At 71.3% G+C, this 14,734-nt stretch carries 12 protein-coding genes and 1 pseudogene; 4 read left to right on the top strand and 9 right to left on the bottom strand.

The genetic code is table 11. The annotated features are described in order from the left end of the window. Positions 1-83: 83 nt before the first annotated feature. Both ACZ4LX_RS11325 and ACZ4LX_RS11330 read right to left on the bottom strand, forming a co-directional pair. Positions 84-1,022, bottom strand: a complete 939-nt coding sequence (locus ACZ4LX_RS11325; RefSeq protein ID WP_467642975.1) for a beta-ketoacyl-ACP synthase III — start codon at positions 1,020-1,022, stop codon at positions 84-86. A 163-nt stretch (positions 1,023-1,185) separates the two neighbouring features. Continuing rightward, a pseudogene (locus tag ACZ4LX_RS11330) lies at positions 1,186-1,854 on the bottom strand (SAM-dependent methyltransferase); the annotation flags it as partial. Between the two features lie 837 nt (positions 1,855-2,691). Between ACZ4LX_RS11330 and ACZ4LX_RS11335 the strand changes: the two are divergent. Then, positions 2,692-3,678: an alpha/beta fold hydrolase gene (locus ACZ4LX_RS11335; RefSeq protein WP_467642972.1), complete on the top strand. Its 987-nt coding sequence runs from the start codon at positions 2,692-2,694 to the stop codon at positions 3,676-3,678. 334 nt (positions 3,679-4,012) lie between these two features. Then, positions 4,013-4,423, top strand: a complete 411-nt coding sequence (locus ACZ4LX_RS11340; protein ID WP_467642970.1) for an STAS domain-containing protein — start codon at positions 4,013-4,015, stop codon at positions 4,421-4,423. A gap of 71 nt (positions 4,424-4,494) precedes the next feature. Here ACZ4LX_RS11340 and ACZ4LX_RS11345 read toward each other — a convergent pair whose 3' ends face one another. Beyond that, positions 4,495-4,710 (bottom strand): EF-hand domain-containing protein, encoded by a 216-nt coding sequence (locus ACZ4LX_RS11345; protein ID WP_467642967.1) that lies wholly within the window; start codon positions 4,708-4,710, stop codon positions 4,495-4,497. A gap of 143 nt (positions 4,711-4,853) precedes the next feature. Here ACZ4LX_RS11345 and ACZ4LX_RS11350 point away from each other — a divergent pair, with 143 nt between their 5' ends. Continuing rightward, positions 4,854-5,495: a GNAT family N-acetyltransferase gene (locus ACZ4LX_RS11350; protein ID WP_467642964.1), complete on the top strand. Its 642-nt coding sequence runs from the start codon at positions 4,854-4,856 to the stop codon at positions 5,493-5,495. A 21-nt stretch (positions 5,496-5,516) separates the two neighbouring features. On the opposite strand, the gene ACZ4LX_RS11355 is transcribed toward ACZ4LX_RS11350, so the two are convergent. From ACZ4LX_RS11355 to ACZ4LX_RS11380, 6 genes are all read right to left on the bottom strand, one after another. Beyond that, on the bottom strand, positions 5,517-6,710 hold the full coding sequence (locus tag ACZ4LX_RS11355) for a YVTN family beta-propeller repeat protein (protein ID WP_467642961.1): 1,194 nt from the start codon (positions 6,708-6,710) through the stop codon (positions 5,517-5,519). After that, positions 6,710-7,540: a polysaccharide deacetylase family protein gene (locus tag ACZ4LX_RS11360; RefSeq protein WP_467642958.1), complete on the bottom strand. Its 831-nt coding sequence runs from the start codon at positions 7,538-7,540 to the stop codon at positions 6,710-6,712. The genes ACZ4LX_RS11355 and ACZ4LX_RS11360 overlap by 1 nt, the downstream gene beginning before the upstream one ends. A gap of 392 nt (positions 7,541-7,932) precedes the next feature. After that, positions 7,933-8,448, bottom strand: a complete 516-nt coding sequence (locus ACZ4LX_RS11365) for an ATP-binding protein (protein ID WP_467642955.1) — start codon at positions 8,446-8,448, stop codon at positions 7,933-7,935. A gap of 251 nt (positions 8,449-8,699) precedes the next feature. Beyond that, positions 8,700-9,467, bottom strand: coding sequence for an enoyl-CoA hydratase/isomerase family protein (locus tag ACZ4LX_RS11370; RefSeq protein WP_467642952.1), 768 nt, complete (start codon positions 9,465-9,467; stop codon positions 8,700-8,702). A gap of 88 nt (positions 9,468-9,555) precedes the next feature. After that, on the bottom strand, positions 9,556-10,809 hold the full coding sequence (locus ACZ4LX_RS11375) for a L,D-transpeptidase (RefSeq protein WP_467642949.1): 1,254 nt from the start codon (positions 10,807-10,809) through the stop codon (positions 9,556-9,558). A 269-nt stretch (positions 10,810-11,078) separates the two neighbouring features. After that, a complete protein-coding gene (locus ACZ4LX_RS11380; RefSeq protein WP_467642947.1) occupies positions 11,079-12,311 on the bottom strand; it encodes a L,D-transpeptidase in 1,233 nt (410 codons plus the stop codon). 152 nt (positions 12,312-12,463) lie between these two features. On the opposite strand from ACZ4LX_RS11380, the gene glgX reads away from it, so the two are divergent. After that, positions 12,464-14,728, top strand: a complete 2,265-nt coding sequence (glgX, locus tag ACZ4LX_RS11385; protein ID WP_467642944.1) for a glycogen debranching protein GlgX — start codon at positions 12,464-12,466, stop codon at positions 14,726-14,728. Positions 14,729-14,734 lie beyond the last annotated feature (6 nt).

Genomic DNA, 14,734 nt, shown 5'->3' on the forward strand with positions numbered 1-14,734 from the left:
GGCGGGCTCCGGCCTGCGGAGCACCGCCCACCACGAGCCGCGTACGGTGACGGCCTGGTCCCGCGTCACGTCCGCCTCGTCCCTCAGGGGCAGCGGATGACCTGGCCCGCGTAGGACAGACCACCGCCGAAGCCGAACAGCAGGGCCGGTGCGCCGGAGGGGATGTCGCCCCGCTCCAGTGCCTTGGACAGGGCCAGCGGGATGCTGGCCGCCGAGGTGTTGCCGGACTCGACGACATCGCGGGCGATGAACGCGTTGCCGGCTCCGAGCCGCTTCACGAACGATTCGATGATCCGCAGGTTCGCCTGGTGCAGAACCACCGCGCCCAGATCCTCCGGCGCCACCCCGGCCTTCTCACAGACGCTGCGGGCGATGGCCGGAAGCTGGGTGGTGGCCCAGCGGTAGACCGACTGGCCCTCCTGCTGCAAGGTGCCGTTCGCCCCCTCGATGCGCACCACGTTGCTCAGTTCAGGCACGGCTCCCCAGACGACGGGGCTGATCTCCGCCTCGGAGCTCGCCTCGACCACGGCCGCGCCCGCCCCGTCACCGACGAGCACACAGGTGGTGCGGTCCTCCCAGTCGGTGAAGGCGCTCAGCTTCTCGGAACCGATCACCAGGGCCCGGGCCGCCGAGCCCGCCCGGATGGCGTGGTCGGCGGCGGCCAGCGCGTGGGAGAAGCCGGAGCAGGCGACGCTGATGTCCAGGGTGGCCGCGCCGAGGATGCCGAGCTGGGCGGCGACGCGGGCCGCGATGTTGGGCGAGCGGTCGATCGCCGTGCAGGTCGCCACGAGGACCAGGTCGATGCCGTCGGGCGAGATGCCGCCCCGGTTCAGCGCGTGCTTGCCCGCCTGGGCGGCCATGAAGTCAACGGTCTCGTCGGGTCCGGCCAGGTGGCGCGTCTCGATGCCCACCCGGCTGCGGATCCATTCGTCGCTGGTCTCGATCCGCTGCGCCAGATCGTCGTTCGTCACGACGTTCGGGGGTTGGTAGTGGCCCATGCTGACCACGCGTGACCCTTTCACTGTTGCCGCTCCTTCGAATCCGCGAGAGACCTCTTCTTCGCCCGCATCGTTGCACTGTCCTCATCGAACCGCGCTGCCCTGCCCGCCATTTCGGACAGAAGACGGCCCAGTCCGTCCTGTGCCCCGGCGCCTTCCGGTCCGAGGCGGGTGAGTTGGAAGACGTTCAGCTTCCGCAGGACCGGCAGCAGCACGTCGTCGTGGTGGATCCGCACGTTGTGGACGCCCTCGACAGCCGGCTGCCGGGCGGCCTTCCCGCGCGGTGCTGTGGTGGCTGTTCCAGTTCCTTGACGACCGCGCTGTCGAGGGTGTGCAGAAGCCGCTCGTCGTCACGGTTCACGGTCCGCTCCGGCTTCCGGCCCTCGCCGACGAAGCAGTTGTGGTGCGCCGGGGCGGTCTCCGTGTCGGGGAGGTCGAAGTTGATGAGGCGTTGACCTCGGGCGAGCCGAAGACCGCTCCGGGGTTCGAGGGGGCTGCCCCGCACGCTGGTCGCGTCCGGGTCGGCGGCAAGGATCTCGCGGCCGTGGCCCACCGCGACCGGGTCGATGTCCGCGTACACGCCCCTGGCCTCGGGGTCGATGGCCTGAACCGTCTGGTGGACGCTGCCCCGGGTGGGGATGCCGGAGCCCAGGTCGAGGAACTGGCCGATCCCCGCGCCGGCCGCGTGCCGCACGGCGCGGCGCAGGAAGCCGCAGTTCTCCCGGACCGGCGTGAGCGGGCCGGGTGCCGCGCGCATGGCCGCCCGCGCGACCTTGCGGTCGGACTCCGGGTAGTGGGTGCCGCCCAGCGGGCAGTCGTGGAGACGCGCGCTACTCGGCCGGTCCGTGTCGACCTCTTCGGTGACCCAGGAAGGGCTGACGGTCCTGGCTGACTCCTCGGGAGGCCGGAAGGGCCGGCCTGAGTGAAATAGGCTGAATTCAGCTCAAGGAACGTGCGGGATTCCTCGGGGAGTTCGTCCTCGGGGTAGCAGGCATCGGCCGGACAGGCCACGGCGCAGGACTGGCAGTCGACGCGTTCCCCGGGGTTGATGCGGAGCCGCTTCGCGCTGAGGAACTCCGGAGACCCGGGCAGCGGGCGGATGCAGTCCACCGGGCAGACCGCCACGCGTGGCGCCTCCTCGCGCGAGGTGAGCTCGTCGGCCCGCAGGCCCCGGGGCCGGGCGCGGCACCGGTGTCCGCCCCCCATGTCTCCACGTGCCGGCCGAGGACCGTGAACGAGTCGGGGCGAGGCCGCAGAATGCCAAGTAGATTACTGGAGAGGGAGGTTGGCCATCCAACAGCTCGCTCGCAAGCCGGTCGGAGCAGTGATGTGCCCGGAGCGGTGCGGGCCGGCTGTTCCTATCGGACCGGACCGTCCGTGGTCCCCTGGGCCCTTCGTGAGCTCCACGTATCGCGGACGCAGGCGACCACCTCCGTCGCCATCCAGGGCACTACCGGTCCCTGGCGGGCGGGCGCGGCCCCTCAGCCTGTTCCGGCCGTCCCCGCTCCCTGGAGGCTTCGACTGCAACCGGCCGGCGAGCAAGGGCGCACCGCGCGTCCGTGCCGGATGCGTGGGTCGCCCGTTTGCCGATGCGGCAACAGAACTCGCGGCCGGCTCCGCGGGCCCATCATGATCGTGACCCACGCCGGACATCCGCAACGGACCGGCACCGGCCGACAGCCACGGAGGAAGCATGCCGCAGCGACCAGGCCCGACCACCGACCTCACGCACCGCCTGGTGCCCTCCCCGGCCGGCCGGATCCATCTGGCGGAACAGGGCACGGGCCCCTTGGTGCTGCTGGTGCACGGGTTCCCCGAATCCTGGTACTCCTGGCGCCGTCAGCTGCCGGCGCTGGCAGCCGCCGGATACCGGGCGGCCGCCGTGGACGTGCGCGGCTACGGCCGTTCCTCCCGGCCCGGGGACGTCGCCGCGTACCGGATGCTCGAACTGGTCGAGGACAACGTCGCGGTGGTGCACGCGCTCGGCGAGCGGAGCGCGGTGGTGGTCGGCCACGACTGGGGTGCGACGGTGGCGGCGAACTCCGCCCTCGTCAGGCCGGACGTCTTCCGGGCGGCCGGACTGCTCAGCGTGCCGTACACCCCGCGCGGCGGCCCGCGGCCCAGTGAGGTCTTCGCGGAGATGGGCGGGGAAGAGGAGTTCTACGTCTCGCGCTTCCAGGAGCCCGGCCGGGCGGAGGCGGAGATCGAGCCGGACGTCCGGGGCTGGCTCGCCGGCTTCTACGCCGCGCTCTCCGCCGACACCATGCCCGCACCCGGCGCCCCCGACCCGCACTTCGCCGCCCGGGGCGGAACGCTCCGCGAGCGGTTTCCCGCCGGCCGCCCCGGCTGGCTCGGAGAGGCCGAACTCGACTTCTACGCAGGCGAGTTCGAGCGTACGGGCCTGAGCGGCGCGCTCAACCGCTACCGGAACATGGACCGTGACTGGGAGGATCTCGCCGATTTCGACGGCGCGCCCGTCACACAGCCTTCGCTCTTCGTCGGCGGCTCCCTGGACGCCTCCACCACCTGGCTGGCCGACGCCATCGCCGCGTACCCGACGACGCTGCCGGGCCTGGTCGCCTCGCACATCCTGGACGGCTGCGGCCACTGGATCCAGCAGGAGCGGCCGGACGAGGTCAACCGGATCCTGACGGACTGGCTCGGCTCGCTGCCGCGCTGAACCGTCCGCCATGAAGCGGCCGCTGCGACCGGAGCAGCCCGGCCGTCCGGACCGTCCCGACCGGCCTGGCCCGGCCGACCTGGCCGACCCGACCGGTCCGGTCGGCCGGAACGACCCGACCGGACGACCAGTCCGGCCGCGCCTGTCCATACGAACAGCCGACGTTCACCCGGAAGAGGGCATTGGGGAAAGCGCGAACGTTTCTGCGCCGCCACCCGGTGGACTCTCGGGTTAGGTTCACCGACTGTCACCTCACCGACCGTCCCCCACCGGCTGTCGTGCGGCCTCCAGGCACGTCCTGCGGGGCCCGGCGCCGCGAGGAGAGGCACAGCCCATGACCGAGACCTCCGCCCCCACGGTGTCCCCCGTGACGGCCCCGCTGCCCGAGCCGTGCGGCCGGGTGTACCGCAGGGACGGCCGCACGGTGGTGGCGCTGCGCGACGAGATCGACCTCGCCTCCGCCGCGCTCATCGCACCGGCCCTGGACGGGGCGACGTCGGACGGCTCACCTCAGGTGGTGGTCGACCTGACGGAGGTGAGTTTCCTCGACTGCTCCGGGCTGACGCTCCTGTGCCGGGCCCGCCGGCGGGTGCTGGACCGCGACGGGCGGTTCTGGCTCGTCTGCGGCTGCCCGCGGATCCTGCGCCTGCTGCGGGCCGGCCGGCTGCACGATCTGTTCTGTCCGGTGGCCACCCCCGACGAGGCCTTCCGCGCACCGGAACCCGTGACCCCTGCCGGCCCCTGAGCCGGGCGGGGAGCCAGCCCTCGGGCGGCGCCCCGCGGCCCCCGGCCCGCCGGCCGGGGGACCTCCGGACATCAGCCCTTGTTCTGCGCGGCCCAGAACTCGTCGAACGTGAGGAGCCCGTCCCCGTTCGCGTCGTGGGAGTTGATCACGGCCTGCGCGACCGTCTCGGTGACGTAGGGGTCACCCAGCTGAGCCATGACGCTCTTGTACTCGACAGCCGAGATCAGCCCGTCGCCGTTCAGGTCGAACCGCTCGAATGCCTTGCGCGCCGACTCGATGTCCGCCACTTTTCCGCCCCTTCGTATGACTGTCTGACGGAAGTCAGATTAACGGGCGTGACGGATGGCCTCGGCGGCGGCCGGTCGACGATCATGGGTGGGCCCGTCCGCCGCCCGGCCGGCGGTGGCCGGAGCGGGGAGAACACGGCGCGATGAACAGAACGACCCTGGCAGAGATCCTGGACGCATCGGCACACGGCCGGTTCCCCTCGCCGGACGGCACCACCACCGTCGTGCCGCAGCCCAACAGCCGGGACGCGGGGGTGCTGGCCCTCACGGCGCACTCGGTGGTCTTCCTCGACGAGGATCCCCGGTGGGTGCGCGACACGCTCGCCGCCACCCCCGGTGACGCGCTCGCCGCGACGATGAACCCGCACTTCCTGGGCGCCCTGATGGCCCGGACCGGCCGGCACATGAACACGGTCGACCTGCTCACCGTCGCCCCCGCGCTGCCCGGGGACCCCGAGGTGGAGCTGCGCGAGATCCGCGATCCCGAGCATCCCCGGGTGGTGCGGGCGGTGAAGTTCCGTGACGAGGTAAGGGTCTGGGGCGCCGAGGGCGGCGTGCTGATCCTCGGCCGCGGGGTCGCGGGGCGCTGGGAGGCCTCGGTCGAGGTGGCCGGGCAGGCGCGCGGGCGGCGGCTGGGCGAGCGGCTGGCGCGGGCGGCCCGCCATCTGGTGCCCGGCGCGGTGGTGTGGGCGCAGCAGTCGCCCGGGAACGCCCGCAGTGTGCGGACGTTCCAGGCGGCGGGCTACAGGCCGGTGGGCTCCGAGGCGTTGCTGGTCGCGGGCTGAGCCGCCGGCCGGGGGCCGGGCTCAGCGGAAGACTCCGGTGTGGCCGAGCGAGTAGCGGCCCGGCTGCGGGTAGACGGCGAGGCCGTGCGGGCCGCTGCCCACCGGGATGCGGGCCAGCTGCTTGCCGCTGGTGGTGTCGATCGCGTACACCTCGGCGTGGTAACGCCCGGACAGCCAGAGGACCTTGCCGTCCGCCGAGACCCCGCCCATGTCCGGGCTGCCGCCGTTCGGCAGGTGCCACTTCTTCGCCAGCTTCTTGTCCGCGAAGTCGAACACGGAGACCGATCCCTCGCCCCGGTTGGAGATGTACATCTCCTTGGCGTCGCGGCTGACGTAGAGCCCGTGACAGCCCTTGCCGGTGGGCAGCAGCTTCGGCTCGGTGAACTTCTCGCCGTCCAGCACCCACATGCCGTTGGCCATCATGTCCGCGATGTAGAAGGTGCCGCCGTCGGGTGACAGCTTCACGTCCTGCGGCATGGCGCCCTTGAACGGCAGCTTCCGCTGCCCCACGACCTTCATCCTCGCCGTGTCGACCTTGAGCAGTTCGCCGGAGAACTCGCAGGAGACGATGAAGTACCGGCCGTCCGGGGAGAAGTCGGCGTGGTTGACGCCCGCGCAGTCCACCGGGACGGTCTTGGCGGTCTTCATGGTGTGTGCGTCGCGGAAGACCAGTTCACGGTCCATCGAGGCCATCACGACGGCGTACTTGCCGTCCGGCGTGAAGTAGAGGTTGTACGGGTCGGAGACGTCCACCGTCTTCCCCGCCCTTCCGGTCGCGGGGTCGATGGCGGTGAGGCTGTCACCGACGTCGTTGTTGACCCAGAGCGTCTTCAGGTCCCAGGACGGGACGACGTGCTGCGGCTGGCGGCCGACCGGGATCGTCTCGATGACCTTGTACGTGGCGGGGTCGATGACCGACACGGTGTCGGAGTTGGTGTTGGGCACGTAGACCCGGGACGGGAAGCCCTTGACGGCGGCCGACAGCTTTCCCGGGCCGTCGGCCGCGTACACGTTCCCGGCGTCGAGCACGGGCGGCATCCCGGGCAGTCCCGGCGGCGCGGGCGGGGTGACGTGGTCGGGCCGGGCCGGCGGGGCGGCGGCCTCGGTGGGGGCGTCGGACACGCTCTTGTCCGCGGGGTCGGCGCCGCAGCCCGTGAGGACGGCGAGCAGGACGCCCCCGAGCAGGGCCGCGGTACGCGTGGTGGAGGGAGACATCAGGTCAGCAGCTCCGTGGTCGTCACCGCGCGCAGTCGGCGGCGGTGGAGTTCGGTGAGCAGGAGAGGCAGTGCGGCAACCGTGTCCGCGTAGCCGAAGTGCATGCTCACCACCGATCCGTTGCGGATCTCCCCGGCCACCTTGCGTGTCACGGCCGGGGCACCGGGCGAGGTGAAGTCGAGTGAGTCCACGTCGTACGACAGGACGTGCGGGTACCCGGCCCGGACGGCGAGCCGCTGGACGAGCGGGGTGGCGTAGCGGGTGCGCGAGGGACGGAACCAGGTGCCGATGGATCCGGTGAGGCGGTGCAGCCGCTGGGCACAGCCGGTGATCTCGGCGTACGCCCGCGTCTCGTCCATCGAGGAGATGTCGGTGTGGTGCTGGGTGTGGTTGCCGAGGTCGTGGCCGCCGTCGAGGATCCGGCGGGCCATCGCGGGGTGCTCGTCCAGCCAGCTGCCCACGGCGAGGACGGTGACCCTGGCGCCGGCGCGTTCGGCCTCTTCCAGAACGGTCCGGGCGAGGGAGGGATCGCCCTGGCCGTGGAAGGTGAGGGCGACGCGCGCCCGGTCGCGGGGGCCGTGGTCGATCTGCACGGGCTGTCCGGCGACGCGGTGCGGGGCGGGGGCGGGCGCGTGCGCACCGGTGGTGGCAGGCGCGTGCGCACCGGTGGTGGCGGTCTGCCCCTTCGGTGCCGGGTGGGTGAGGGGCTCCGCCGGTGTGCCGTCGGCGTCAGGGTCCGCGCAGCCGGTGGCGAGGGCGGCCGCGAGGGCGGCCCCGGCTCCTGCGCGCAGGGCGCTGCGGCGGTGCACCGGCCGGTCGGGGGCGTTCATGCGCAGAACAGTAAGGGCGCTATGTCCCGAAAATAATAATTGACCCACAACGGCAGGCGAAGGTCACACGGATGCACGTGTCCACCACTCGGACGATCAATGAATTACCCAGGGAATCCCATATATATTCACTATTTTCCAGGTTGGTGACCTAGCACACCTGTGATTCATTGAAGAAATGTCCCACTTTGACTTGCTAAGTGCATATTGCCGCTTTGGCGATGAAGTCATCCGTCTGCCATAGTCGGGGACACGACCTCCTCAGACCCGGGCCAGGTCGTCATAAGCGGCCGTGAGAACACCCCCCATTTCACGGCCTCCACACGGAAGCCCCCGAAGCGCCGCACCACGGCCGATCCGGGGGCTTCCGTGCATGCGCGGGCGGCGCCCGGTCAGCGGTCGGAGATCCGCATCTCGAACCAGGTGGTCTTGCCGCGCGGGAGCAGATCCACACCCCACCGGTCGGAGAGCTTGTCGACCAGGAAGAGCCCGCGCCCACTGATGTCCATCTCCTGGACCGGCATCAGGCACGGCAGCCCGCGCGAGGGGTCGCGCACCTCGATCCTGATCCAGCCGCGGCGGCGCATCATCCGCAGCCCGAACACCCTGGCCCCGGTGTGCCGCACGGCGTTTCCGACGAGTTCGGACACGAGCAGGACGGCATGCTCGGCAGTCTGCGGGGAGAGCGCCCACTGACCCAGCACCACACAGGAGGTGAGCCTGCGGGCGGTCGCGGCGGACTCCGGCCGGGAGGGCAGCCGGACTTCGTCATCCGCCGGATTTCCGAACAACTCCAGCGCCTTGAACGCGTGTTCGTCATCGACGGCCGGAATCCTCCGTGCCGCAGTCGCGCTGCTGCGCTGTCGCGGCTGCTCCACACCCTCCAGGCCCGCCATGGACACCATCATGGCCGCACCGGAGACGTTCCGTGGCCGTTCCCCGGGAATCCCCGGCCCGGAATCAGGCGTTCCGTACCAGGCTCCAGGCATATGCCAGTGGCAGAAAACCCTGCCGGATACCGGGGCCGACCTGCGCGGATACCGCACCCGAACGGGTTTGCCAGGACCGACGGGGAGCTGGGCCCCAAGGTTGCCTCAAGGCCCAGCTAATCCGCCCACACGGATGAACGGGCGCCCAGTCGTTCCCAACTGGCGTTCGGTCAGAGGAATTTGGCCTTGCCCGGCCCCTCCTCCACAAAGCTGCGCATTCCGCGCTCCCGGTCCTCGGTGGCGAAGAGGCCGGCGAACCAGGTCCGCTCGATCGTGAGACCGGTGTCCATGTCCGTCTCCAGTCCGGCGTCCACCGCCTCCTTGGCGGCGCGCAGCGCGAGCGCCGGCCCCTTCGCCAGCTTGGCGGCCCAGGCGTGCGCCTGCTCGTACACCTCGGCAGCGGGCACCACGCGGTCGACCAGCCCCATGGTCAGAGCCTCCTCGGCCTTCACATGGCGACCGGTGAAGATCAGGTCCTTCGCCTTGGCGGGACCCACCAGACGGGCGAGTCGCTGTGTGCCGCCCGCGCCGGGGATGAGCCCCAGCATGATCTCGGGCTGCCCCAGCCTGGCGTTGTCACCGGCGATCCTGAAGTCCGCACAGAGGGCCAGCTCGCAGCCGCCGCCGAGCGCGTATCCGGTGACGGCGGCGACGACGGGCTTGGGGATCCGGGCCACCGCGGTGAAGGAGTCCTGCAGCGCCTTGGACCGTACGACCATCGCCGGGTGGTCCATCGCCTGCATCTCCTTGATGTCCGCGCCGGCCGCGAACACCTTCTCACCGCCGTAGAGCACCACGGCACGCACGTCGTCACGCCGGGAGGCTTCCTCGGCGAGCTCACGCAGCCGGTCCTGGGTGGCGATGTCCAGGGCGTTCATCGGCGGACGGTCCAGCCGGATCGTGCCGACGCCGCCGCTTACTTCGAGGGTTACGGTCATGGGAGGCAGGTTAACTGCCGCTAACCACGACGGGCCCGGTGCTGTTGGTCACAGCACCGGGCCCGCTCCGTGTTCCGTACCGGGGGACCTACTTGGTCCACTCCGGCCAGCTCATGTTCCAGCCGTTGAGGCCGTTGTCCGGCTGGATCGTGTCGTCGTGGGAGTTCTTGACGACCACGACGTCACCGATCAGCGAATTGTTGAAGAACCAGGCCGCCGGGGTGCTCGGGTCACCGGCGCCCCGGGCATCGCGCAGACCGACGCAGCCGTGGCTGGTGTTGGTGGTGCCGAAGATGCCGGAGCCGCCCCAGTAGTTGCCGTGGATGAAGGTGCCCGACGTGGACAGGCGCATCGCGTGCGGCACGTCCTTGATGTCGTACTCACCGCCGAAGCCGACGGTGTCGCCGTTCATCCGGGTCACCCGGAGCTTCTCGCTGATGACCATCTGGCCGTTGTACGTGGTGGTGGCCGGGGCGCCCGCAGAGATGGGGATGTCCTTGATCTGCTTGCCGTCGCGGACGACCTTCATCCGGTGCGAGTCCGCGTCGACGGTGCTGACCTGCCGGCGTCCGACGGTGAACGACACCGACTTGGCCTGCTTGCCGTAGACCCCGGGGCGTCCCTCGACACCATCGAGGTCGAGCTTCACGGTCACCTTGGTGCCGGCCGCCCAGTAGTCCTGGGGGCGGAAGTCCAGGCGGTCGTTGCCGAACCAGTGGCCCTCGATCTCGACGGCGGGCTCGGCCGTCACCTCGATGGCCTTCTCGACGGCCTCCGGGTCGGTGATGCCCCGGGTGAAGTGGATCGAGACCGGCATACCGACACCGACCGTGGAACCGTCCTCCGGGGTGTACTGCCCGATGAAAGTGTTCTGCGGGACCAGCGTGGTGAAGGTGGTGTCCTTCGCCGACTCACGGCCCTTCGCGTCCTTGGCGACCGCGTGGACCTTGTACTTGGTCGCCGAGGCCAGATGCCGGTCCGGCGCCCAGCTGGTGCCGTCGGCCGCGATCTTCCCCGCGACGTCCGCCCCCTTGGGGTCGGAGACCTTGACCGTGGTCAGCTTCCCCTGCTCGGCCGAGATCTTCAGCGCCCCGCTCGTCGCGACGGAATCGGCCCCGTCCTTCGGCACGACGTTCACGACGGCCTGCGACGCGGTGGTGTCCCCCGTTCCCGCCCCGTCCGCCTTGCCGCCCTTGCCTCCGCCGTCGGTGTCCCCTCCGCCGCACGCCGTCACCAGCAACAGCAACGCACCCAGCGCCAGAGCCGGCAGACCGGTGGAGCCACGCCCCCGCCGCCCGCTTCTCGCCCCGGCCGATGTCCCCGATATCGGCTGCCCGTTCAATGTGGTCGTCTCCCCTCACACGGCCTGGCCCCGCCAAGGCCCCGGGAGCCCGCAGGCCCCCACCCCCGCACGCTGCACATGCGCGCTCAGCGAAAGATAATCACACCGGCGGTACGGAGACCGCCTCGCAATTGTCACCGTTCAGTCCCAACTCGTCCCAGGAGTTCGCCTGGTCACGAGCGGTACGCCCGCCGGGGCACCGGTACGCCGGACGGCGCGGCCCCGGGGCCGCGCCGTCGATGAGGGACGGGGGAAGACACCCCCGGGTGTCACTGGAGCGCGGAACCCGCCTTCCACCGCTTCCAGTCCATGTTCCAGCCGCCCAGGCCGTTGTCCGGAGCGACCTTCTTGTCCTTGGAGTTGACGACCTCGACGACGTCGCCGATCAGCGTCCGGTCGAAGAACCAGCCGGCCGGGGTGGCGCTGCTGCCGCCCTGTACGTCACGCAGTCCGATGCATCCGTGGCTGACGTTGTCCGAGCCGAAGATGTCCTCGTCGGACCAGTAGTTGCCGTGCAGGAAGGTGCCGGACTCGGTGAGCCTGATGGCGTGCGGGACGTCCTTGATGTCGTACTCGCCGCCGAAACCGACGGTCCGCCCGTCCATCCGCGTCACCTCGTGCATCTCGCTGACCACCATCCTGCCGTTGTACGTGGTGGTCGTCGGCGAGCCTGCGGTGATCGGGACGGTGGAGACCAGCTGCCCGTCCCGGCGCACCTCCATCGTGTGCGCGGCCGAGTCCACCCGGGACACCTGCTCCCGGCCGACCGTGAACCTGACGGTCTTGCGCTGGCTGCCGTACACCCCCGGCGCCCCCTCCACATCGCGCAGCCCCACCTCGACGGTCACCTCGGTGCCCGGCCGCCAGTAAGCGGCGGGGCGGAAGTCCAGGCGTTTGTCGCCGAACCAGTGCCCCACCACCTCGACCGCCGGATCCGAGGTCACCCTGATGGCCCGCTGCACGGCCTCGCGGCGGGTGACAGGACGGTTGAACGCGAACGAGACGATCATGCCGGTGCCCACCGTCGACCGGTTCTCCGGCTTGAAGTACCCGATGAAGCGGTGTTCGGGGACCGTGGTGGTGAAGGTGGTGTGCCGGGCCGAGCGGTGCCCCGCCCCGTCCACCGCCACCGCGTCGACGCTGTACTTGGCGGCGAGCGCGAGCCGGCCGGCCACCCCCTGCGGGGCCCAGGAGCGTCCGTCCTCGGCGATCAGGCCCCGCACCTTCTGCTCCTGCGCGTCCTCGATCCGGGTCACCTCGACGCTCTCCAGCCGCCCGTCGGGGACCTTCACTTCGACCCTGGTGTCCGGCGCGACGCCTTCGGCCCGGTCCTGGGGGGTGATCCGGATGGCCTCCTGCGGCGAGCCGGGTTTCCCGCCGGTGACCGAGTCCGTGACCGAGCAGCCGGTCAGAACTGCCAGTACGGCCAGTACGGCGAGCAGTCCCGACCGGACCGTCACTGCCGCCGGGCCCGCCCCTGCCTTCTTCGCTACGTGGTTCACGTCCCCCCAACGACGGGGGCGGCCCCGGGGAAACGTGAGTCCGGGCCCCGTCGTGGGAAGAACAGAGGGGACGACCACACTCGGGGAGCCTCGGCCGGGACGCCGCATGCCCCCTTCCGGTGCCGGTCCCACGAGCCGCGGGAGGCGAGCAGGTGTCGAGCGCAGCCGAGCAGGAGGCAGTGCCGGGGACGGACACGGGGCCGCCGGGACCTCCGGCGCAGTGGGCGCCGTCCGCCGGATCCGGGCGTGCCACCGCGGGCGACGGTCGGGCGCCCGCCGTGTGGCCGGGCACCCCGATGCCCCTGGGAGCCCGCTTCCGGACGGGCCCCGACGGGGTCGCGGGCACCAATTTCGCCCTCTGGGCCGGCGGGGCGGAGGCCGTCGAACTCTGCCTCTTCGACGCGGACGGCACCGAGACCCGCCTGGCCCTCACCGAGCTGACCCACGAGATCTGGCACGGCTTCGTGCCCGGTGTGCGGCCCGGGCAGCGTTACGGCTACCGGGTGCACGGCCGCTGGGACCCATGGACGGGCGCCCGGTGGAACGCGGCGAAACTGCTCCTCGACCCGTACGCACGGGCGGTGGACGGCGATTTCACCCTTCCGGCCGAGGTGTACGGCCATGTGAGGGACTGGCCCCAGCAGCAGGTCGCCGACACCGTGCGCGACGAACGCGACTCCGCTCCGTACGTTCCCAAGGGGGTGGTCGTCCACGACGACGACGACTGGGCCGAGGACCGCCGCCCCAAGACTCCCTGGGCCGACTCCGTCATCTACGAGCTGCATGTGCGCGGCTTCACCGCCCGCCATCCCGGCATTCCGGAGGAGCTGCGGGGCACCTACGCCGGGCTCGCGCACCCCGCGGCCGTCGGCCATCTGAAGCGCCTCGGGGTCACGGCCGTCGAGCTGCTGCCGGTGCACCAGTTCGCCCACGAGGACCATCTGCTGCGGCGCGGGCTGCGCAACTACTGGGGCTACAACTCGATCGGCTACTTCGCCCCGCACGCCGGGTACTCCGCGAGCGGCACGGCGGGAGAGCAGGTCGGCGAGTTCAAGCGGATGGTCCGCGCCCTGCACGACGCGGGCATCGAGGTGATCCTCGACGTCGTCTACAACCACACCGCCGAAGCGGGCGAACTGGGCCCGACGCTGTCGCTGCGCGGCATCGACAACCGCGGCTACTACCGGCTCCAGGCCGACGCCCGCAGATACGCCGACTACACCGGATGCGGGAACACCCTGCACGTGGTGCAGCCCCACGTGCTGCGGCTGATCACCGACTCCCTGCGGTACTGGGTCACCGAGATGGGCGTCGACGGCTTCCGTTTCGATCTGGCGGCGGCGCTCGCCCGCTCGATGCACGACGTCGACATGCTGTCCCCCTTCCTCGCGGTGATCGCCCAGGACCCGGTGCTGCGCCGGGCGAAGCTGATCGCCGAACCCTGGGACGTGGGCAACGGCGGCTACCAGGTCGGGGCCTTCCCCCCGCTGTGGACCGAGTGGAACGACCGGTACCGCGACGCCGTACGGGACTTCTGGCGCGGCGCCCTGCCCGACGTACGCGATCTCGGCTACCGGCTGGCCGGGTCGAGCGACCTGTACGCGTGGGGCGGCCGCCGGCCGTACGCCTCCGTCAACTTCGTCACCGCGCACGACGGCTTCACCCTGCGCGACCTGGTGAGCTACGAGCACAAGCACAACGAGGCCAACGGCGAGGGCAACCGGGACGGCACCTCGGACAACCGGGCCTGGAACTGCGGCGCCGAGGGAGAGACCGACGACGCCGGTGTCAACGCGCTGCGCCGCCGCCAGTTGCGCAACCTCCTCGCCACGCTGCTCCTGTCGACCGGGGTGCCGATGCTGGTCGCGGGCGACGAGATGGGCCGTACCCAGGGCGGCAACAACAACGCCTACTGCCAGGACAACGAGACCGGCTGGGTGGACTGGTCGCTGCTGGAGCAGCCGCGGTGGCGCGAGCTGACCGAGCTGACGGCCCGGGTGCTGGCGCTGCGCCACGCCCATCCGGTGCTGCGCCGGAGGGCGTTCTTCTCCGGCCGGGCGCAGGCCCCGGACGGGCTTCGGGACCTGGCGTGGTTCACCCGGCAGGGCACGGAGATGACGGAGGACGACTGGTACGCACCGGCCGCGACGGTCGGGCTCTACCTCTCCGGCCGGGACATCCCGGGCCGGGACGCCCGGGGTGAGCAGGTGACCGACGACAGTTTCCTGGCGGTCCTGCACACCGGGGACCGGCCGGTGGAGTTCCTGCTGCCGGGGCCGCCCTGGGCCCAGGGGTACGAACTGGTCCTGGACACCTCCCGCGAGGACCAGTCGGCCGCACCGGGCACGGTCCACCGGGGCGGCGCGGGCCTGACCGTGCCGGCGCGGTCGGTCCTGCTGCTGCGGGTGACGGGGTGAGGGGGC

Source organism: Streptomyces sp. NPDC026062, from assembly GCF_055568375.1.

What these genes read in the sequence shown, in the direction of transcription:
- ACZ4LX_RS11355 (WP_467642961.1), bottom strand. Translation starts at nt 6,710, where the DNA reads ATGTCTCCCTCCACCACGCGTACCGCGGCCCTGCTCGGGGGCGTCCTG.
- ACZ4LX_RS11340 (WP_467642970.1), top strand. Translation starts at nt 4,013, where the DNA reads ATGACCGAGACCTCCGCCCCCACGGTGTCCCCCGTGACGGCCCCGCTG.
- ACZ4LX_RS11370 (WP_467642952.1), bottom strand. Translation starts at nt 9,467, where the DNA reads ATGACCGTAACCCTCGAAGTAAGCGGCGGCGTCGGCACGATCCGGCTG.
- ACZ4LX_RS11335 (WP_467642972.1), top strand. Translation starts at nt 2,692, where the DNA reads ATGCCGCAGCGACCAGGCCCGACCACCGACCTCACGCACCGCCTGGTG.
- ACZ4LX_RS11365 (WP_467642955.1), bottom strand. Translation starts at nt 8,448, where the DNA reads ATGATGGTGTCCATGGCGGGCCTGGAGGGTGTGGAGCAGCCGCGACAG.
- ACZ4LX_RS11350 (WP_467642964.1), top strand. Translation starts at nt 4,854, where the DNA reads ATGAACAGAACGACCCTGGCAGAGATCCTGGACGCATCGGCACACGGC.
- ACZ4LX_RS11360 (WP_467642958.1), bottom strand. Translation starts at nt 7,540, where the DNA reads ATGAACGCCCCCGACCGGCCGGTGCACCGCCGCAGCGCCCTGCGCGCA.